The sequence below is a fragment of the Legionella wadsworthii DSM 21896 = ATCC 33877 genome (assembly GCF_000701265.1).
Lineage (GTDB): Bacteria > Pseudomonadota > Gammaproteobacteria > Legionellales > Legionellaceae > Legionella > Legionella wadsworthii.
This window is the reverse complement of sequence record NZ_KL370761.1, coordinates 40,644-60,231: the sequence shown is the minus strand read 5'-3', so window position 1 is coordinate 60,231 and position 19,588 is coordinate 40,644. Positions and strand designations below refer to the sequence as shown.

The following is a 19,588-nucleotide window of genomic DNA, read 5'->3' as shown; positions in this document are numbered from 1 at the left end:
AATAATGAAAATTGGAGTTTTGTTGTGTGATGAAGTAGATGATGAATTAATCAGGACACATGGTAAGTATCAAGATATGTACGTTAAATTGTTGCAGCAGGTGGACCCTGATTTACAATTTTTAGTTTATGAAGTTCGATCCGGAGAATTTCCTGCTTATATGGATGCCGCGGACGCTTATGTGATAACGGGTAGCCGCTATGGAGTCAATGATGACTTGCCTTGGATCGCGGCTCTTGAAAAATGGGTTCGGGATATACATACGCATGAAAAAAAGATGATAGGGATTTGTTTTGGACATCAACTTATTGCCAAAGCATTAGGGGGTAATGTGAGTAAATCTCCCAAAGGCTGGGGATTGGGAATTTCAGTAAACAAAATGTCTCAACAAAAACCCTGGATGCGCCCGCATCTGAAAAATTTGAATTTAATAGTGAGTCACCAGGATCAAGTTGTAGACTTACCTGAATACGCAGAGGTTTTAGCTAGCAGTGATTTTTGCCCTTTTTATATGCTGCAGATTAAGGATAATCTTTTTACTGTTCAAGGACATCCTGAATACACTAAAGGTTATTCCCAGGCTTTAATGGAGTTGCGCAAAAATAAATTAGGCGAAGCAACAGTAGAGAAGGGGTTAAAATCTCTGCAACAACATTGTGATGGTGCAGTATTTGCCCGATGGATTGTTAATTTTTTAAATTTTTAATATGATTGAGCTCTTCCTTTGATTTTTTTAGTGAAATATCAATAGGTCATGGTTGTATCTAAATTTATTTGCTAGAATCTAGAGGGATTTAAAAAAATATTAAACTTATAGGGAGAATGAAATGAAGCGTATCGCCTTAATAGCAACAGCTTGTTGTTTTGCATTTGCAGTAACCGCTTGTGATAATCAGCCAGCTAAGCCTGCTGCAACAACAACAACTGAAACCACAAACACAACTACTCAACCAGCACCTGCTCAACCTGCTGGAAACCAAAATCAAAATCACTAAGATTTTAACCTGGGTGAAGGCTTAGGCCATAACCCAGGATAATTGGTTTTTTCCATGAGTTCTTTTAATCCCATAATTAATGAAATCTCAATCCTTCTAAAGAATTTAAATTGGCAATTAGTAACCGCTGAATCATGTACCGGAGGGCTCCTTGCAAGTTACCTCACTGAAATTCCTGGAAGTTCAAGTTGGTTTGAGCGCGGCTTTGTTACATACAGCAATTTGGCAAAAGAAGAGTTATTGTCGGTACCTAAACACTTAATTGATCAATTTGGCGCTGTGAGTGAACCTGTTGCCGAAGCTATGGCAAAGGGAGCATTACAGAATAGTGCAGGGCACATTGCTGTATCGGTAACTGGGATTGCTGGCCCCGATGGCGGTAGCATTGAGAAACCAGTGGGAACTGTGTACTTAGGTTGGGCGGCTCAGGGTAAAAATTGTAAAGTAACAAGAAAACAGTTCACTGGAGATCGACAAACCATACGCTTGGCAGCGTGCCAGGAAGCACTATCCGGTATCCTTTCATTTATTACCCGCTGATCAGATACATCCTCAAATTCGAACAAATTATTTCTTTTTTAACCATAAATGTCCAGCATATCATGAGCGCAGCGAAAGTTTCACACTGCTAACCCTTTTCGCCTTGTTTTGAAAGAGGGATTCCCGCGAAAGAGTGAATCTATCTATTTCTTAATTCATCGTTTAACTTGAGAGGGATTCCTGGCTGCATGAGAATGTAGGAGTTATTGTCATTCCCGCGCAGGCGGGAATCCATCCATTGAGTTACTCATCACTTGATTGAAAGAGGGATCTCGCCAGTGCGGTAATGACAGAGATTCATTTAGAGTGTATGACTCTTCTGAAACGCTCTATTTTAATTGAGCGATAGATGTTAAATCATTAGCTACAGTAGACACCTTTTTTTTAAATTCCTGTTGCGCGCGGCCTGCGAAACCAATTTGGGCTTCCTCTGCTGTAGGAAAAAAAAGATGCTTCGCTGCGTTCGCAACATTGATGACGACACGTTCTGCATATAATGTAGTAGTGATTACTTTCGGGATAAATTCATCATTTTTACTTTGCATTCATATTCTCTTTGATAAGTGTTTAAATATGTTACCAATAATATAAAAAATGATCAATTGAAATTGAAGTTGCTATGAGATATCTATAACTAATCCTAGGTGGGTATGGATTCTGTAGGCCATGGCTAACCTTTAATTATATTTTCATGCTCATTTAAGTACACCCAATATTGGATGAAAAAAACTCTTTTAATCCTGATGAATTCAATTTGCTGCTTATTCTTATCTGTGTGATAATTTTAGCCTTGCAAACTATCTGGAAAATATTATGGAAGAAAACAAACAAAAAGCATTATCAGCAGCCCTCTCGCAAATTGAACGTCAATTTGGAAAGGGATCGGTGATGCGTATGGGCGACAGTAATGTTTCCCGAGATATAGAAGCCATTTCAACAGGTTCTTTAGGATTGGATATCGCATTGGGAATTGGGGGCTTACCCAAAGGACGTATCGTTGAAATTTATGGACCAGAATCTTCTGGTAAAACCACTTTGACCTTACAAGTTATCGCTGAATGTCAAAAAATGGGTGGTACTGCCGCATTTATCGATGCAGAGCATGCATTAGATCCAAGCTACGCACAAAAGCTAGGAGTTAATGTGGATGAATTATTGGTTTCCCAACCTGATACCGGAGAGCAAGCCCTGGAAATTACGGATATGTTAGTGCGTTCAGCTGCAGTAGACGTGATTATTGTTGACTCCGTTGCGGCGCTAACTCCCAAAGCCGAAATTGAAGGAGAGATGGGCGATTCCCATGTGGGTTTACAGGCTCGACTCATGTCCCAAGCGCTACGTAAACTGACTGCAAATATTAAACGCTCCAATACCCTGGTTATCTTTATTAACCAGATTCGTATGAAAATTGGTGTCATGTTTGGTAGCCCTGAAACAACTACGGGCGGTAATGCATTAAAATTCTATGCTTCTGTACGCCTGGATATCCGACGTATCGGGTCAATTAAAAAAGGTGAAGAGATTTTGGGTAGTGAAACACGAGTTAAAGTCGTTAAAAATAAAGTGGCGCCACCATTCAAGATGACTGAATTTGACATTCTGTACAATGAAGGGATTTCACGGGAAAGCGAAATTATCAATTTGGGTGTTCAGCTCAATTTGATTGAAAAATCCGGTGCCTGGTACAGCTATAAGGGCGAGAAAATTGGTCAGGGCAAAGACAATGTTCGTTTATATCTTAAAGAGAACACTCAAGTTGCCTCAGTACTTGAGCAGCAAATTCGGGCTGAGCTTCTAGAGAAAAAACTTCCTATGCTTGCCGCAGCAAGTGCAGAAGAGTTTGAGACCATTGATGACTAAGGCTTTAGATGCTGCTGTGCGCCTGCTATCCAGGCGCGAGCACAGCGCAGTAGAACTTAGTGATAAATTAAAACAAAAAGGATATAGCCTAATAGAAATAAAAAATGCCCTGGAGGAATGTCAACGCTTGGATTTACAAAATGATCATCGTTTTGTTGAAACATACGGCCGTTCACGCATTCGCCAAGGCTATGGTCCTTTAAAAATAAGTCAGGAATTAAGCAGCAAGGGAATTGATAAGGACTTAATTCATCTATTTTTACAGCAAGAAGAAGAAAATTGGTTGCCCTATGCTTTAAATGTTTGGCAGAAAAAAAGTAAAGGTAACGATGATCTGTCTTTTGAGGAATTTCAAAAACAACAGCGTTTTTTGCTTTACCGCGGATTTGGTATGGACACTATAATCCAACTGAAAAAAGAATTGAAAAAATAAAAGGGAAATCGTAGCCTAGGCGTCTTTATGTGCCTTGTGGCTTGGGTGCAGCGAAGCGAATCCCAGGTTTTCTGAGCTTGAATAAAATTTCCTAGCCTCAGGTTATGCTTTGCTGAACCCTGGCTACAATTAAACTAACTCAAAATTGGTGTTGATTCAAAATGAAAAGTTCTGAAATTAGACAAGCATTCTTTGATTATTTCACACAACGTGGTCATCAATTAGTGGAATCCAGTTCCTTAATACCAGCCAATGATCCTACATTATTGTTTACTAATGCGGGCATGGTGCAATTTAAAGATTTATTTTTAGGACTTGAAACCCGTTCATATCAGCGGGCTGTATCGGCACAGCGTTGTGTCCGTGCGGGTGGAAAACACAACGATTTGGAGAATGTAGGGTATACAGCAAGACATCACACATTTTTTGAAATGTTGGGAAATTTTAGCTTTGGTGACTATTTCAAACGGGAGGCAATAAAATTTGCTTGGGAATTCTTGACTCAAGTCCTGGACTTGCCTGAAGAGCGTTTGTGGGTGACTGTCTATAAAGACGATAAGGAAGCCGAGGATATTTGGCTTAATGAAATGAAAGTTTCCGCTGCCCGGTTCTCACGCTGCGGTGAAAAAGATAATTTTTGGTCTATGGGAGATACGGGTCCCTGTGGTCCTTGCACTGAAATCTTTTACGATCATGGTCCAGACATAGCAGGTGGTCCTCCGGGAAGCCCTGATGAAGATGGCGATCGATATATTGAGATTTGGAATCTGGTATTCATGCAATTTAATCGGGATAAAGATGGAAACTTGCACCCTTTACCTAAACCCTCTGTGGATACCGGAATGGGACTTGAACGTCTCGCAGCAGTAGTTCAAGGCGTACATAGCAATTATGAAATAGATAGTTTCCAATATTTAATTCAGTTTACTGCAAACCTTGGAAATATAACCGACCTGGAACATACCTCCTTAAAAGTCATCGCAGATCATATCCGTTCTTGTTCGTTTTTAATCGCTGATGGAGTCATTCCCGGAAATGAAGGGCGAGGATATGTTTTAAGAAGAATAATCAGAAGAGCAATACGCCATGGTAATAAATTAGGTTTACCTAGTCCCTTCTTTTCTCAATTAGTCAATCCTTTAATTACCGTAATGGGTGATGCATACCCCGAATTAGTCCAATCTAAAGCGCATATAGAAAAAGTTTTGAATCAAGAAGAAAATCAATTTGCACGTACGTTAGACCAGGGATTACGTTTGTTGCACGAGCAAATGCATTCTTTAGGTGGACATGAAATATCCGGTGAAATTGCATTTAAGCTTTATGATACTTATGGATTTCCTGTTGATCTCACTGCTGATATTGCTCGAGAACAAAGCCTGTATGTTGATATGGATGGTTTTAATCAATTGATGCAACAGCAAAGGGAACAATCCCAAGCAGCCAGCCAATTTAGCGTCGATTACAGTACCAGTGACCAGTTAGATTATCAATCCGATTTTCACGGATATGAAAAAAAGGAAATGGAAGCGACAATTGTTGCCCTGGTACAGGAAGGCAAAGAAGTACAAACCTTAAGTAAAGGCATGACTGGAGGTATCGTCCTTGAGCATACCCCTTTTTATGCTGAAAGTGGCGGTCAGGTAGGGGATAGAGGAATTCTATCTGGTCCTGGATTTAAATTCCGCGTCGATGATACGCAAAAGAAAGGACAAGCCATCATACATTATGGGGAGATTGTTGATGGGAGTGCGGAAATAAACCAATTGGTCCATGCACAAATTGATGATGAACGGCGGGAGGCAATTCGGTTAAATCATACAGCAACTCATTTATTGCATGCTGCTCTAAAAACAGTCGTTGGATCACAAGTCCAACAGAAAGGTTCATTAGTTGATGCAGAACGTGCACGTTTCGACTTTACACATTTTGAAGCATTAAACATAGAAGAAATTAAAGCGATCGAAGGACTTGTTAATGAACAGATCCGTGCAAATCATGAAGTTGTCACACGAATTATGGATATTGATTCTGCTAAAAAAGGGGGTGCAGTGGCTCTTTTTGGAGAAAAATATGCAGATGAGGTGCGGGTACTTTCGATGGGTGGGTTTTCTAAAGAACTTTGTGGGGGAACACACGCACGGCGTACGGGCGATATTGGCTTATTTAAAATTGTTGCTGAATATGGAATTGCAAGCGGGGTAAGACGGATAGAAATGGTTACCGGCCGTTATGCACTCGCATGGATTAATGAGCAACAATTACTTTTAAGTGAATTAGCTTCTTTATTAAAAACAAAAACGAATCAATTACCCGATAAAGTGGCGCAACTTATTAGTGAAAATAAGAGTTTAGAAAAAGAAGTTACAAAACTGCACAATGAAAAAGTACAAAAATCAGGCGCTAATTTGGCCAATGAAGCAGAAAAAATCAATGGCATCAGCTTGATAGTAAAACAGCTTGAGGGAGTAGACAATCAAAGCCTGCGTACCACCTTAGATCAACTAAAATCCAGGCTGGGTTCAGCGGTCATTGTTTTGTTTACTGTAGATCAAAATAAGATGAATGTGATTGCAGGAGTGAGTAAAAATATTTTAGGAAAAGCACCTGCTGCAGCTACCTTGGTAAGACACTTATGCGGAAAAGGCGGAGGCCGTGACGACATGGCTCAAGGAGGAGGAACTGTTCCAAATGATTTGGAGAAAAAAATAGAAGAAATCAGAGAAATGGTGCGTCATTCATAGAGCCTTATAGCCTGGACTTTTTATTTTCATAAGGAGATGACATGAGTTTTCTTCAGGAATTTAAAGATTTTGCAATTAAAGGAAATGTAATTGATCTTGCCGTTGCCGTGGTTATTGGCGCGGCATTCGGCAAAATTACCAGCTCATTGGTAAGCGGCATTATCATGCCATTAATCGGTTTATTACTGGGTGGTATTAATATTGCAAACAGAACATTTGCCCTCGGTGATGCTGTGGTTAAATGGGGTGAGTTCCTTCAATCGGTCATTGATTTTACCATCATTTCATTTTCAATTTTTATCGCAATCAAGGGGATTTCTTTCTTAAGAAAAAAAGAAGAGAAAAAAGAAGAGAAAAAGGAAGTTCAGACAAGAGAGGAAATTTTATTAGCGGAAATTCGAGATTTATTGAGGGAAAAAAAGGATCTTTAGCGTATTTTTAAAAGGAAAAAAAAACATCTGAGCATGTCGAAAGTAGTTCCAGAATGTTGCCATAGGATGTATTTTCTACCTTGAATGTCTTTTCAATGATTGCTCATTTTCTGATATACGAAGAAAGGCAAACGGGTAATGACCCCCATAATAAGTTCCCAAAAATAGGGGTAATAAAACATTTTTTTTCTGCGTTGTAGCGCGCTCCAGCATGCTTTGGCACAAAGCTCAGGGGGAGCCGCATAAAATATTCCTGGTAAACCATAGGTTTGTTTCGTATCAATAAATCCCAATCGAGCAATTGTGATGTTTAAATTTGCAGGAGCAGCTTGCTGTAAACCTTGAAGATAAATCTCTATGGTTGCTTTACTGGCTCCATACAGACTATTTTTAGCACGTCCTCGACATGCAGCCACGGAACTTAAATAAAGTAAATTATACTCTTGCTGTTTGCGGTTAATATAAGTGTGGATCAATAAAGCATTGGTTTGGATATTTAACTGGATAAGATGATTGATTGTTTCAGCATTTAAATGATCGTTTTCTGTGAAATCACTATGGGCAAGGAACAAATCAATTTCTTTGTCTTGCGAATTGATAATCGAGACTAAATCATTCATCTGATCCACTAAATCAAGAACCAGGATATCACAAAGGATTTTATATCTGATCTTTATGTCATTGGCGATAATTTCAAGCGGTACTTGCTGACGACCAACCAAAAGCAGATGATGTCCTGCTTGGGCGACGCAGTGTGCAAATTTTTCCGCAATAATGGATGTAGCACCAAATACAATCCAAGTTCTTTGCATTATTTTTTTATCCCTAATCGACGTGCCAGGTCTGAGTTCATATTGCATTGATATTGTTTTAATAGGTCACAAAATTGATCTTGTTGCTCATACATGTATTTGAATTGTTGTTCATTTAAAAAAATGTCCTTGGCTAGATAGATTCGTGCATTGATATCTGCTATGAATTGGTTCATGGCAGTAATTGCTTTTTGTGCTTCTGCATTGTTAATAAAATCAATCGCCAGGGTAAATCCTGGTTTACAAAATGAGAGAAGCCCTTTACCCGATTGAGTGAATAACTTAAGTACTGCCAAAGTAGGTGTGGCTTTATGGGCTCTGATAAGACTTATCAATTGTTCTATGGTACTTAAAGCATCAGTTTCATTAAATAATGCCTGGAATTGAATTAAGCCTTTAGCACCATAAAAACGATTCCAATGTAATAGTCTATCGAGAGGGTTATTGAATTGTTGGAGAGATAATTTTTCATGGCCTTTCTTCTTTGTAAAGAAGTAATGGTTGAATATTTTTAAATTCCATTCTTTTATCACAGGAAAAGGGATTTTAGGAACGCTAAGGATTCTTGAATCTTTATTCATGAAAGGCTCACAATGATCGGCGATGGATAGAATGGCTCTTGGAACGGGGTGCAGTAAGTCGAGCCAGGCCACTTGATAATCATGCTGGATGCCCAAAGTAGACATGTTTTCTGTGAGTGTTTGTAGCGAATCAAATTGCTGGTGGTATGCTTGAACAAACCGTGGCATTTTTTTAAGGCGAATTGCAGCCCGAGTAATGACACCAGTAAGACCTAAGCCAGCAATTGTGGCATAAAATAATTCAGAATTTTGATTTGGGCTGCAAGCATATTTTTTACTTCCAATAAGCAAATCAAAACCAACAAGGTGGTGTCCAAAGCTTCCTGCTCGATGGTTGTTTTTTCCATGGACATCGTGAGCAATACATCCTGCCACAGTGGCATGGACTGTTCCGGGAATCACTGGAGGAATGAAATCGGGATGCACTAAAAACAAATCTTTCAGGGTAACCCCGCCCTGACAGATCACAATGCCAGACTCATCATCAAAATGAATAAAATGATTCAAACGTTCTGTATTGATAATTACTCCATCGGTATTGAAGCAACTGTCGTTGTAACTTAAGCCTGATCCTCTCACGAGTAGGTTTTTTTGAGAATAATGCGCAAGATAATCCGTAAGTTGTTCTTCATTATCTGGACGTACACAGAATGATTGACTGGAGCGTGCATTGCTAAAATTAGTAAGCGTTCTCCTTTTGCTTCGCATTGGTATTCATTTTTTAATTTTTGAATATTAAGACTATAATTCATTTAGGAACTTAATTAAAAGGAATTCTGATGAAAACTCTTTTTTTCTTTGTTGCATCGCTTTTTTCTTTTTCAATTTTTGCTGCGAATATTCCACAAGATGCTCTTGGGGCGCAAAAATTTGACAGAACTCAATGTATACATAATACAAAACAAGATTGTATAACTTCACAATGTCTTAATTCAGATGAAATTGATTGCCAGGAAAATTGTCAAAAAATGGCAGAGTCAAAATGTCGGCAGGATAACAATGATTAATCAAAGAGCGGAATAATAAACTTTTTTAAAATAATTGGTAACTCATTTAGAGCTGTCCGATTTTATTATAAGAAAGTACAGGCCCATTTAAAAATGGCATATAGTTTGCTATAAAAAATAGCAAATCTGCTTGTTCTCATTTAAGAGAAAATAAGCGAATATGAGTGTGGATCTATGATTAATAAGAGCCTTTTATCTCAAGAGGAAATTAATGCATTACTTAAGACAGTTGTTCATAATCCGGAAGAAGGGGATATTGAATTGTCTGTTCGTTTTGTGATGGCAGAATTAAAAAGAACTCCAGAAGCTTTAATATCATGGCAAGAAGGAGATATGCTTCCTATTGAAACACAGGTTGCCATTTTAGCTAACAATACTTTAATTGCTCACGGTGAGCTGGTCCTGGTAAATGACAAATTAGGTGTGCGATTAACCGAGATTTTCAATAAATCGGAATAGATTTTTAAGCAAAATAAGGAATATCTCACGCTGAAGAAAATAATTTTTCGCAAAGGAAACTTGCCCCCTGAAAATACTTTCGCGCATTATAACCCAACATATCATGGACCATTACATTTCAAGGAGAGACTAATATTTAAGATGATAAGTTGGAACAATTATTGCAGATAATTATTCACAGCAGAGCAATAATTGATGCACCAAGTAAATATTCTTGAGGTTTTTAAACCTAAGCAATCTGGCACTAAAAGGTATAACACCATATGAGAATTATGCCATGAGCTTATAGAGTAATCTTTAGAATGGAACAAAAAATGTTCCTGACAGCCCAATGAGGAATGCACATTAAAGTGCTGGGAGAAATTATTATGTCTAAAGGGAAAGAAAAAATAAGCGATCCTGATCGCATTAAAAGCCTTTCACGCGCCAAACCAATTAAAGTCATCGCTGTATCCGCAGGAAAGGGAGGTGTAGGGAAAAGTAATATTTCAGTGAATTTGGCAGTTGGTTTGGCTCAACTTAACAAAAAAGTCATGCTGCTGGATGCAGATTTGGGATTAGCAAATATCGATATTATGTTAGGATTACATACTAAATATAATCTTTCCCATGTGACCCAGGGAATATGTCACTTAAGCGACATTATTTTGCCGGGGCCTAATGGAATCAGTGTCATTCCTGCTGGCTCGGGTACAGAATATATGGCCCAACTCTCTCCTGCGGAGCTTGCCGGAATTATTGATGCATTCAACGAGCTTACCGAAGATTTGGACTATATGATTATTGATACTGCAGCTGGTATTTCAGACACAGTTCTTAGTTTTACACGCTCTTCACAAGAATTAATTGTAATTGTATGTGATGAACCCACTTCTTTAACGGATGCATATGCTTTAATTAAGGTAATGAATAAGAGATTTGAATGGACCCGTTTCCATATACTGGCAAATATGGTAAGAAATGAAAGGGAAGGGCGGGACTTATTTAATAAATTATTAAAAGTGTCTGAACAATTTCTTGAGGTTCAGCTAGACTATTTAGGGGCGATACCTTTTGATGAACACATACACAGGGCAGTGAAAATGCAAAAACCCCTTCTTATAGCATATCCTAATTCCCTTGCTGCTTTAGCGCTCAGGCAATTAGTTGATGAGGTTTCTGATTGGCCTCCCAGTTCGATGCTGGGCGGTAATACCAGTTTCTTTCTGGAACGTTTAATTGCAGGTGAAATTTAAGGAGATCATAGTGGATGCTTTGGCTGCTTATAGCAAAGTGAATCAGCAAATTCAAGAAACGCTGGTAAAAACTCATGCCATATTGGTTAAACGCATAGCACATCACTTATTGGGTCGTTTGCCGCAAAGTGTACAGCTGGATGATTTAATTCAAGCAGGAATGCTCGGGTTGCTGGAAGCAACAAAACATTACGATTCGTCCAAGGGGGCGTCCTTTGAAACGTATGCCGGAATTCGTATTCGAGGATATATGCTCGATGAAGTTCGGCGTAATGATTGGGTTCCTCGCTCAGTGCATCGTAACTCCAGAATGATATCTGAAGCAGTCAAAAACGTAGAGCATCGACTGGGAAGAGAAGCTAAAGATGCAGAAATTGCTGCGGAGCTTGGCATACCCCTGGCTGAATATCATGAAATGCTTCAAGACTCAGTAAGTAGTCATTTGTACGGGTTTGATGATTTGGGAGTTACTGACGACGCCCTACAAGGTGGTGAAGAGAGTTATACTTCTACTGAACCTCATGTCAATGTATTTCACAGCGATTTGATGCGCCGCTTATCCGAGGTAATCCGGGGGTTGCCTCCGAAAGAAAGGATGGTTCTTTCTTTATACTATGAACAAGATTTGAATTTAAAAGAAATCGGAGAAGTGATTGAGGTAAGTGAGTCTCGGGTATCTCAAATTCTTAGTCAGGCCATTCACCGTATTCAATCACGCTTACCGGAATAAAATGGGTTCTTGTGATTTTATAAAGAGAAAATTACGGGCTATGAAACTTCATAGCTGTTTTTTTACCGTCTTTCACGGTAAAATCCCATGCTTGTTTTTTTACAGACATAATTAGTCATATTAAATTCTGTACATACCCTACACTGTTCCTGAAAGACCAGGAATGAGAAGTCCATTTAAGATAATATGACTCACTATGGGCCTATTAATTTTTTTAAGAGATAAGTATGTTAGAAGTAAACCAAATTAATCTTAATCTGGTGGAATTGAATAAGCGGGTAGAAGCGCTTAGGGGGTACCTTTGACTTTGACGCGAAAACTGAACGTCTGGAAGAGGTTGTTCGAGAATTGGAATCTTCGAACGTTTGGGATAATCCTGACGTAGCCCAAGCATTAGGACGTGAAAGAACACAGCTAGAGGCAGTTGTTTCTACATTGAGTCAATTAAGTCAATCCATCAACGATTTAAGCGAATTATTCGATATTGCGAAAGAAGAAGGCGACGAACAAACCATCAATGAAATTGGCGATGAATTGCACTCTGTTGAGCAAAAAGTTGCAGATCTGGAATTTCGACGTATGTTTTCCGGCAAAATGGATAATTCAAATGCTTATTTGGATATACAATCAGGTTCAGGCGGTACCGAAGCTCAGGATTGGGCAGAAATGTTATTGCGCATGTATTTACGTTGGGGAGAGCAACATGGTTTTACAACCGAGCTAATAGAATGCTCCCCTGGTGAAGTTGCAGGCATTAAAAGCGCCACAATTTATTTTAAAGGAGAATATGCTTTCGGATGGCTTCGTACCGAAAGCGGGGTGCACCGATTAGTCCGTAAATCTCCTTTCGATTCGGGTAATAGAAGGCATACCTCTTTTGCAGCCGTATTTCTATCCCCCGAAGTGGATGATGATATTGATATAGAAATAAACCCTGCTGATTTACGAATTGATACTTATCGTGCATCTGGAGCCGGAGGGCAGCACGTTAACCGGACTGACTCAGCAGTGCGTATTACTCATGAACCAAGCGGTATTGTAGTACAATGCCAAAATGATCGGAGCCAACATCGTAATAAAGATCAGGCAATGAAACAGCTTAGAGCAAAATTGTATGAGTTGGAGATGCAAAAGAAAAATGCAGAGCAACAAGCATTGGAAGCCAGTAAATCAGATATAGGTTGGGGATCTCAGATTCGTTCTTACGTTTTGGATCAATCCCGTATAAAAGATCTACGCACCGGCGTTGAAACGAGCAATACACAAGCTGTATTGGACGGTGCATTGGATCAGTTCATTGAAGCCAGTTTAAAGGCAGGAGTAGGGCAGCATGAGTGAAGAGCAAATAGAACATCTTGATGAGAGTGAAGTTTATTTAATCCGTAAACAAAAATTAGCTGAATTACGTACGAAAGGTTTTAATTTTCCAAACCGTTTTCGTCGTGAACATTTATCTCAAGAGATCATCCACGATTATGATTCTTTTGATAAAGAGACATTATCTCTAAAACATGTCAAGGTTTCTGTAGCTGGCCGTATCGTATTGAGACGAATTATGGGTAAGGCGAGTTTCTTCCATATCCAAGATATGTCGGGCCGACTTCAAGTGTATATTCGAGCCAATGATCTACCTGAGCAATATGAAGAGTTCAAACATTGGGATTTGGGGGATATTGTTGGAGTCCAAGGAGAGTTATTTAAAACAAACACGGGCGAACTCACTGTAAATGCAGAAAGTATCGAATTGTTAACTAAATCTCTGCGGCCGTTACCTGATAAATTTCATGGTCTGGCAGATCAGGAATTAAAATATCGTAAGCGTTATGTGGATTTAATTGCCAATGATGAAAGCCGTGTTACATTTCTAACCCGTTCACGATTGATTCAGGCATTTCGACAGTTTATGGACAAACATTATTTTCTTGAAGTAGAAACGCCCATGATGCATCCCATACCCGGTGGTGCTATGGCCCGTCCTTTTGTAACCCATCATCATACTTTAGATATGACGATGTATTTACGCATTGCTCCTGAGCTTTATTTGAAACGTCTTGTGGTCGGAGGATTTGAGCGCGTCTATGAAATTAATCGTAATTTCAGGAATGAGGGAATCTCGACTCGCCATAATCCTGAATTTACTATGGTTGAATTTTATCAGGCTTATGCAGATTATAACGATTTAATGGATTTTACAGAAAAACTGATGCAGTTCCTCTGTGATTCAGTTTTAGAAAAACGTCAAATTGAATATCAGGGTCAAATTCTTGACTTTGATAAACCATTTGCGCGAATGACGGTCAAAGAAGCCATTTTACATTATCATCCAGAAATTGAACCACAGCAGCTTGAAAGTGTAGTTAGTTGTCGGGAGATATTGCAGAAAAAAGGATTTCCTTTCAAAGAGACTGATGGTTTAGGTAAGTTGCAAATTATATTATTTGAAGAAACCGTGGAGCACCAATTATTTCAACCTACATTTATCACAGGATATCCTACTGAGATTTCTCCTCTAGCAAGAAGAAATGATAGCGATTCAGAAGTGACTGATCGTTTTGAATTTTTTATTGCAGGTCGCGAGATTGCTAATGGATTTTCTGAGTTGAACGATGCTGAAGATCAATCGGAGCGTTTTCGTAAACAAGTTGAAGAAAAAGATGCGGGTGATTTGGAAGCAATGCATTTCGACAGTGACTATATAGAAGCTCTAGAATATGGATTACCTCCTACGGCGGGTGAAGGTATAGGAATTGATCGATTAGTTATGTTATTCACCAACTCTCAATCAATAAGAGACGTCATTTTATTCCCCCATTTACGACAGTAACTGGGATTATAAAAAATGTTATAACTGGGGGTTTTGTAAAATAAAATTTCTGGTTATAACTTTTTTCTTACCTAGTTCTAAATTATGGAATGATTTATTTTTTTCTTGTTGGAATTGGCATTGTGGAATTTCATGGCGATGATGATTTGCTCATGTATTTAGAATAGATAAGGTATAAAACAATCAATGTGCGGTGTACCCGAATTATAATGACATTGTACCCCGTGCAAAATAATGAATGGAATAATAATAATAGTTAGGTGGCTTATGTTTGTTTCTCACTTACAAAAAGCGATTACATACATTAGAGAAACTCAGGAACTGGCTTTATTTACTACAATGGTTGATACTAGATTATCAGCCATGTTTCGAATATCTCCCTTATATTATATTATGTTGCCGTTTATCGGCCTCTTATTAACTATTAATGCAATAATCAATGGGTACCAACTGGTTAAATCCAGTAACCGTAATCTGGATCGCTGGTTTCTTTTTGCTACTTCTACTGTGTGTGCTGTTTTAGCAAGCGTTTCTCTTTATGGAGCAGCGATCTCAACGATTCTTAATTTGAGTTTTGCAGCAGGTGCGTGGTTTTTTCTCAGCAGCTTAATTGTAGCTTTGATTCATCAGACCGCCATGTTTGGAATCAACTTATATAGAGCATTGGAATGCCCCAATAAAAGTATTCAACGAATGCATTATATACAGGCTTCATTGAATCATTTATTTATTGCTGCATTATTAACTGCTGCTTTGGGTGCAGTTGCTTTTACCTTGCTTTTTCCAATTGCACCCATTGTAGGTATGTTCTTTTCATTGACTGCAGTTTTGTTAACTGGAATAAATATCTTGTGGCATATGGCGCCTAATTCATTGAAGAAAACCATAAAAGGATGGCTTCATTTAAATAAACCCAGTCTTGAAGAAGATGCACGTGCAAATCAAAAAGAATTAGTAAAATTAAAATCTTTTGAAGAAGAAGTACCCAAACATCATAGATTGTTTACTTGCCATGATTATACCGCAGTCATTCGCACAATGGATATGGAAGAGATTAAGCCTTTTCTTTCACGCATTATTCAGTATAAATTGAGCTTGCTATCGGAAAGAGATCTAGAAAACGGACAATGCCAAAATAAAATTTCTTTATTAAAAAGGTTATTACAATCATTAGAAAACCATACACCCCTTTCTAAAAAAGAGATGTTCTTCACTTATCCTTTAGCCTTTCAAAGTTTCTTTATGGAAAAAGGAGAAGTAGAACAAATATTTGACGCAGTAGCGGATTATCACAATCGTCATGTCACCATACAATCAGAGGAATTATTGACGCCAATAGTTGGTTAAATAACTATCAAGGAACATTATTATTAGATATAATGATGGGAAATTGTTTTATTGACGATACAATTTTGAATTCAAGAAACTTTACTTAGTATGATTGGCTGTGATCTATAATTAATATATCCATTAACCTATGATCGAGCAATAAAGGAGTTTTTTTCCATGCCTTTTAAATATCGATCTCTAACAGCAAACTGCGGAAACGACACACTTGGACTAACCGCTTCCCAATCAATTGCTGAACTTTTCGTAGAGGATGATGCTGATTTCTTTGTGATAAACTGTCAGGAAGCTCACTTCAGAAATACGCAAGAGCAGCTAGAACGATTTTTTCCGCAAGAAAAGTATGAGGTAAGATGTTTAAGTCAGATGCCGACCCATACTAAATTGGATACTCAAGTTTTCCCAACCACAGGAATGGCTACTTTTGTCATTTATAAAAAAGAATTGGATTTACGTATTGACGGTAACCCCCAAATAGCAAGGCGAGAGAACAGTAGGCTCGACGGTTCTGGGTACAACAAGGGCGGGATGGTTACAAATTTCTCTATTGAGCGCAAAAATCCTAAAGAAAGAATTCAAGTACAAGCGGTTACTGGTCATTTAGATGCAAATAATGCCATCAAAAGGAACAAAGATTGGCTCAACATTTATAGAGCCACAGTAAAAAGAGTAACCAGCTGGAATGATCTTATGGCATCTAGTCCTGATTTATTGCTTTCGGGATATGATGCAAATACCCGCAATAAATTTAATGAGCAGAATGATAAAATTGATAGGAATATGTGGGATGATCCTGCTAAATATCCTGAAATTCAGGCAATGGACTTCGTCTCCAAGGCCGCTGCCAAGTACAGCAAAGATATAACCTATGCACACACAAAACGTGATCCGCAAACTGGCGAAGAAATAATCGCTGATTCAAAGCGGGAAGGAGATGCAGCACGAGGAATGCTTGATTTTGTTACCATCTATGATGGAGATATCAGTCACATGAAATCTCGAGAAAGCATAGAAAAGGGAATCACTGTAGTGGATATTGAACCACAGACTGGTTCTGATCGGGATCATCATGTGATTATTAGTCCTTCGCAAACCTCCCTGGCTCTAACAGATTTTAACCGTATTAAAAACCTTATGGCAGCTCGTTTATGGGGCGTTGCTCCAGTGGTGTCGAAACAAATTCTTGCAATAAAAGAAGGGACGGCAGCTGCAGATCAAGCATGGCGTCAGCTTCAACTGATAGATTACTATAACGAATATTTGGCTCCTGGTGGATTTTTAGATAGGTCTATAGAGTTGCATCGACGCAAATTGGAGTATTTTCAAGAAATAACCGATAATCCCGCATTAGATGATGCATTAAAAGAGAATCTCAGAAAGATTTTTTTTGAAGACAAAGAGCCAGATAATTCACTGGATCAAATAGATTCCGATCAATTAGATCAAAGAGTCGAGCAGTTGAAGGCAAAACAAGTTTTAATGCAAACATTTTTGGATTCCCTGGCTCAATGTAAGCACGTATCAGGAATTGAAGCTCGTTTCTTTTGTTATAACGATTTGAAAAAACAAATTGAAAATAACATTCAGGTAAATGCTGCTGAGGCATTTAAGTCTGAAGCGGTTAGGGAATATCATAATTATCATATGATGCTTGAAATGGCTTGCAATGAACAAGAAGATCCTGAACTTCAAAAAGCACTGAAAACAATTATAAAAAGACTAGATGCCATTGTAGATCCTACAGATGCAAATGCCCTGAACAATATGGATCCAGGCAAATTGGATACTTTAACCCAGATTGCAGCGCTATGTCATAAAAGAAATCTTTTATTGAAGCAAGAAGAGGTCAATGAGTTGGTTAATATTAATCGTGAATTAATAAGTCTTTCCCATGATGCAATGGGTAGTGATTCTTCTTTATGGCGAGCACTGGCTGAGGCAGTCAAGTTTTTTATCTCTTTAGTTCCTGAGGGTTGGTCCAAAAAAGTAGGTATTGTCCAGGATAAAAAACTATCTGATTCTTTACTTCAATATTCTACAGTTTATAAATCCGCCCTGCAGGATATAGTTCCTCGAGAAGAGGAAGAAGGTGATGTATTTAAAATAGACGGGCCATCAGGAATGTCATAGAACATTCATTTAAGATTTATGAGGATGCCTCGTGTTTCCTTTAAACGGCATTTATGTATTGAACATGATAGATGATGAAAAGATCCAATAAAACTAAAGTTTATGAAGCATATAATGAAATGGTACATTGGTTTGATGCCCATCGGTGTAAAGAACTCAAAATGGAACAGTTCTATTTGCATCAAATAAAGCTGTATTTTCCTCATGGAGGTCAGATATTAGATATTGGCTGTGGTACTGGTGAACCCATTGCTCGATTTTTAATTGAAACAGGCTATGCGTTAACGGGTGTAGATGCCAGTGAAAAAATGATAGAACGCTGTAAGCGTAATTTTCCCAATGCTCAGTGGATCTTAGACGACATGCGTACGATGAAATTCACAAATCAATTTGATGTAGTGATTGCCTGGCATAGTTTTTTTCATTTAACACCAACCGATCAAAGACGAACTTTGCCTTTAATTACTTCATTGGTCAAACCAAAAGGTCTACTACTTTTTACTTCGGGAGATGAATCAGGGGAAGTTTGGGGTGAAAATGGAGGGATAGATTTATACCATGCTTCACTTGCTCCTCAAGAATATGAAACCATTCTACAGCAAAACCATTTTAAAATTTTAGTTTACAATGTTCGCGACCCTAATTGCGGAGAGGCGACAGTATGGCTTGCACAGAAAAACTAAAGAATTTCTATTAATTGAATTGGAACTTTTCAATAGGATTCGGTTAATTCTGTTCTTGTTGGATACCAAACATGGTCTGTTTAAAGAAACTACTTCTAAATCAAAGGAATAATTCAGATGCAATCAAACCCCTTTATTGAATTGAGCATTTGGCTTGCAAATGAACAAATAGCTGGGGCGCCTAATCCCAACCACGCAATATTATCATCTACCTCGTTGGATGGTGCGCCTCATAGCCGTATTGTTGCTATTCGGGAGATCTCAAGGGAGGGTATTTTATTTTTTACACAGAGAGGTACTCGTAAAGTAAATGAGATACGAAATAATCCCAGAGTCAGTCTTGTTTTTTGGATGGAAATTTTGCAACAAGAAGTGATTATCGAAGGAAAAGCCCATTTTTTAACCACTGCTGAGAATAAAAAATATTGGGATAGTTATCCCCGTTGGGCTCAAATTCGTTTTTTAAGTTATGCACCCACTTCTATGCAATCCATTACTAGCAAAGATATTTTAGAAGATAAGTGTAGGACAATTGAAGATTCGTTAGGGGATAAACCAATTTCCATGAGCTCAGAATATTGCGGTTTACTGATTCAACCTGAACGTTTTGTTTTTTATGCTTATAGACTGGAAGAACTATCAGATGTTTGGGAATATGTCTGGTGTCATAATCAATGGCAGGCACAACGACTTTCGCCTTAAGCTAATATTCTAACAATCTATTTTTTTTCGGATTGTTTTGTAAAAGTTCGAGGATGAAGTATATGGGTATTCTGT

20 protein-coding genes are annotated in these 19,588 nt (G+C 38.4%); 17 read left to right on the top strand and 3 right to left on the bottom strand.

Annotation, left to right across the window (positions count from 1 at the left end):
• Positions 1–4 precede the first annotated feature (4 nt).
• From BU07_RS0114750 to BU07_RS0114740, 3 genes are all read left to right on the top strand, one after another.
• Positions 5–706, top strand: a complete 702-nt coding sequence (locus BU07_RS0114750; RefSeq protein WP_031567361.1) for a glutamine amidotransferase-related protein — start codon at positions 5–7, stop codon at positions 704–706.
• A 121-nt stretch (positions 707–827) separates the two neighbouring features.
• The gene (locus tag BU07_RS17565) at positions 828–995 is read left to right on the top strand and encodes a hypothetical protein (protein ID WP_165482418.1); all 168 of its coding nucleotides are present in this window, start codon (positions 828–830) and stop codon (positions 993–995) included.
• Between the two features lie 54 nt (positions 996–1,049).
• Positions 1,050–1,535: a CinA family protein gene (locus tag BU07_RS0114740; RefSeq protein WP_031567359.1), complete on the top strand. Its 486-nt coding sequence runs from the start codon at positions 1,050–1,052 to the stop codon at positions 1,533–1,535.
• A gap of 329 nt (positions 1,536–1,864) precedes the next feature.
• On the opposite strand, the gene BU07_RS0114735 is transcribed toward BU07_RS0114740, so the two are convergent.
• Positions 1,865–2,080 carry a protein-tyrosine phosphatase family protein gene (locus BU07_RS0114735; RefSeq protein ID WP_031567357.1) on the bottom strand — a complete coding sequence of 72 codons (216 nt, stop codon included), beginning with the start codon at positions 2,078–2,080 and terminating at the stop codon, positions 1,865–1,867.
• 268 nt (positions 2,081–2,348) lie between these two features.
• On the opposite strand from BU07_RS0114735, the gene recA reads away from it, so the two are divergent.
• The 4 genes from recA to mscL all read left to right on the top strand — a co-directional run bounded on the left by recA (position 2,349) and on the right by mscL (position 7,003).
• Positions 2,349–3,395 (top strand): recombinase RecA, encoded by a 1,047-nt coding sequence (gene recA / locus BU07_RS0114730; RefSeq protein WP_031567355.1) that lies wholly within the window; start codon positions 2,349–2,351, stop codon positions 3,393–3,395.
• Positions 3,388–3,828: a recombination regulator RecX gene (recX, locus tag BU07_RS0114725; RefSeq protein WP_031567353.1), complete on the top strand. Its 441-nt coding sequence runs from the start codon at positions 3,388–3,390 to the stop codon at positions 3,826–3,828. The genes recA and recX overlap by 8 nt, the downstream gene beginning before the upstream one ends.
• Before the next feature lie 161 nt (positions 3,829–3,989).
• Positions 3,990–6,572, top strand: a complete 2,583-nt coding sequence (gene alaS, locus BU07_RS0114720) for an alanine--tRNA ligase (protein ID WP_031567351.1) — start codon at positions 3,990–3,992, stop codon at positions 6,570–6,572.
• A 41-nt stretch (positions 6,573–6,613) separates the two neighbouring features.
• On the top strand, positions 6,614–7,003 hold the full coding sequence (gene mscL / locus BU07_RS0114715; protein WP_031567349.1) for a large-conductance mechanosensitive channel protein MscL: 390 nt from the start codon (positions 6,614–6,616) through the stop codon (positions 7,001–7,003).
• Positions 7,004–7,095: 92 nt separating this feature from the next.
• Here mscL and BU07_RS0114710 read toward each other — a convergent pair whose 3' ends face one another.
• Together BU07_RS0114710 and BU07_RS0114705 are read right to left on the bottom strand one after the other, a co-directional pair.
• Positions 7,096–7,818 carry an SDR family NAD(P)-dependent oxidoreductase gene (locus BU07_RS0114710; RefSeq protein ID WP_031567348.1) on the bottom strand — a complete coding sequence of 241 codons (723 nt, stop codon included), beginning with the start codon at positions 7,816–7,818 and terminating at the stop codon, positions 7,096–7,098.
• The gene (locus BU07_RS0114705) at positions 7,815–9,104 is read right to left on the bottom strand and encodes an FAD-binding oxidoreductase (protein WP_031567346.1); all 1,290 of its coding nucleotides are present in this window, start codon (positions 9,102–9,104) and stop codon (positions 7,815–7,817) included. The genes BU07_RS0114710 and BU07_RS0114705 overlap by 4 nt, the downstream gene beginning before the upstream one ends.
• Before the next feature lie 71 nt (positions 9,105–9,175).
• Here BU07_RS0114705 and BU07_RS0114700 point away from each other — a divergent pair, with 71 nt between their 5' ends.
• From BU07_RS0114700 to BU07_RS0114655, 10 genes are all read left to right on the top strand, one after another.
• The gene (locus tag BU07_RS0114700; protein ID WP_031567344.1) at positions 9,176–9,403 is read left to right on the top strand and encodes a hypothetical protein; all 228 of its coding nucleotides are present in this window, start codon (positions 9,176–9,178) and stop codon (positions 9,401–9,403) included.
• 174 nt (positions 9,404–9,577) lie between these two features.
• Complete coding sequence (locus BU07_RS0114695; protein ID WP_031567342.1) at positions 9,578–9,862, top strand: FliM/FliN family flagellar motor switch protein; 285 nt, start codon at positions 9,578–9,580, stop codon at positions 9,860–9,862.
• Between the two features lie 368 nt (positions 9,863–10,230).
• Positions 10,231–11,097 (top strand): MinD/ParA family protein, encoded by an 867-nt coding sequence (locus BU07_RS0114690; protein WP_031567341.1) that lies wholly within the window; start codon positions 10,231–10,233, stop codon positions 11,095–11,097.
• A gap of 10 nt (positions 11,098–11,107) precedes the next feature.
• Positions 11,108–11,827, top strand: a complete 720-nt coding sequence (locus BU07_RS0114685) for an RNA polymerase sigma factor FliA (protein ID WP_031567338.1) — start codon at positions 11,108–11,110, stop codon at positions 11,825–11,827.
• A 227-nt stretch (positions 11,828–12,054) separates the two neighbouring features.
• Positions 12,055–13,165 (top strand): peptide chain release factor 2 gene (gene prfB / locus BU07_RS0114680; protein ID WP_133134481.1). Its coding sequence is split into 2 segments (ribosomal slippage): positions 12,055–12,129 and positions 12,131–13,165, totalling 1,110 coding nucleotides; the frame shifts between segments, so codons are not numbered across the junction.
• Positions 13,158–14,651 (top strand): lysine--tRNA ligase, encoded by a 1,494-nt coding sequence (gene lysS, locus BU07_RS0114675; RefSeq protein WP_031567334.1) that lies wholly within the window; start codon positions 13,158–13,160, stop codon positions 14,649–14,651. The genes prfB and lysS overlap by 8 nt, the downstream gene beginning before the upstream one ends.
• 267 nt (positions 14,652–14,918) lie before the next feature.
• A complete protein-coding gene (locus BU07_RS0114670; protein ID WP_031567333.1) occupies positions 14,919–15,998 on the top strand; it encodes a hypothetical protein in 1,080 nt (359 codons plus the stop codon).
• 159 nt (positions 15,999–16,157) lie between these two features.
• Positions 16,158–18,128, top strand: a complete 1,971-nt coding sequence (locus tag BU07_RS0114665; RefSeq protein WP_051635610.1) for an exonuclease/endonuclease/phosphatase family protein — start codon at positions 16,158–16,160, stop codon at positions 18,126–18,128.
• A 71-nt stretch (positions 18,129–18,199) separates the two neighbouring features.
• On the top strand, positions 18,200–18,811 hold the full coding sequence (locus BU07_RS0114660; protein ID WP_242601901.1) for a class I SAM-dependent methyltransferase: 612 nt from the start codon (positions 18,200–18,202) through the stop codon (positions 18,809–18,811).
• Positions 18,812–18,928: 117 nt separating this feature from the next.
• Complete coding sequence (locus BU07_RS0114655) at positions 18,929–19,513, top strand: pyridoxine/pyridoxamine 5'-phosphate oxidase (RefSeq protein WP_031567327.1); 585 nt, start codon at positions 18,929–18,931, stop codon at positions 19,511–19,513.
• Positions 19,514–19,588: the final 75 nt, after the last annotated feature.

Bases quoted from the DNA above. Each gene is read 5' to 3' on its own strand.
- BU07_RS0114695 (WP_031567342.1), top strand. From the start codon at position 9,578: ATGATTAATAAGAGCCTTTTATCTCAAGAGGAAATTAATGCATTACTT.
- BU07_RS0114750 (WP_031567361.1), top strand. From the start codon at position 5: ATGAAAATTGGAGTTTTGTTGTGTGATGAAGTAGATGATGAATTAATC.
- BU07_RS0114655 (WP_031567327.1), top strand. From the start codon at position 18,929: ATGCAATCAAACCCCTTTATTGAATTGAGCATTTGGCTTGCAAATGAA.
- alaS (WP_031567351.1), top strand. From the start codon at position 3,990: ATGAAAAGTTCTGAAATTAGACAAGCATTCTTTGATTATTTCACACAA.
- lysS (WP_031567334.1), top strand. From the start codon at position 13,158: ATGAGTGAAGAGCAAATAGAACATCTTGATGAGAGTGAAGTTTATTTA.
- BU07_RS17565 (WP_165482418.1), top strand. From the start codon at position 828: ATGAAGCGTATCGCCTTAATAGCAACAGCTTGTTGTTTTGCATTTGCA.
- recA (WP_031567355.1), top strand. From the start codon at position 2,349: ATGGAAGAAAACAAACAAAAAGCATTATCAGCAGCCCTCTCGCAAATT.
- BU07_RS0114690 (WP_031567341.1), top strand. From the start codon at position 10,231: ATGTCTAAAGGGAAAGAAAAAATAAGCGATCCTGATCGCATTAAAAGC.
- BU07_RS0114700 (WP_031567344.1), top strand. From the start codon at position 9,176: ATGAAAACTCTTTTTTTCTTTGTTGCATCGCTTTTTTCTTTTTCAATT.
- mscL (WP_031567349.1), top strand. From the start codon at position 6,614: ATGAGTTTTCTTCAGGAATTTAAAGATTTTGCAATTAAAGGAAATGTA.
- BU07_RS0114735 (WP_031567357.1), bottom strand. From the start codon at position 2,080: ATGCAAAGTAAAAATGATGAATTTATCCCGAAAGTAATCACTACTACA.
- BU07_RS0114665 (WP_051635610.1), top strand. From the start codon at position 16,158: ATGCCTTTTAAATATCGATCTCTAACAGCAAACTGCGGAAACGACACA.
- BU07_RS0114740 (WP_031567359.1), top strand. From the start codon at position 1,050: ATGAGTTCTTTTAATCCCATAATTAATGAAATCTCAATCCTTCTAAAG.
- BU07_RS0114705 (WP_031567346.1), bottom strand. From the start codon at position 9,104: ATGCGAAGCAAAAGGAGAACGCTTACTAATTTTAGCAATGCACGCTCC.
- BU07_RS0114670 (WP_031567333.1), top strand. From the start codon at position 14,919: ATGTTTGTTTCTCACTTACAAAAAGCGATTACATACATTAGAGAAACT.
- recX (WP_031567353.1), top strand. From the start codon at position 3,388: ATGACTAAGGCTTTAGATGCTGCTGTGCGCCTGCTATCCAGGCGCGAG.
- BU07_RS0114660 (WP_242601901.1), top strand. From the start codon at position 18,200: ATGATGAAAAGATCCAATAAAACTAAAGTTTATGAAGCATATAATGAA.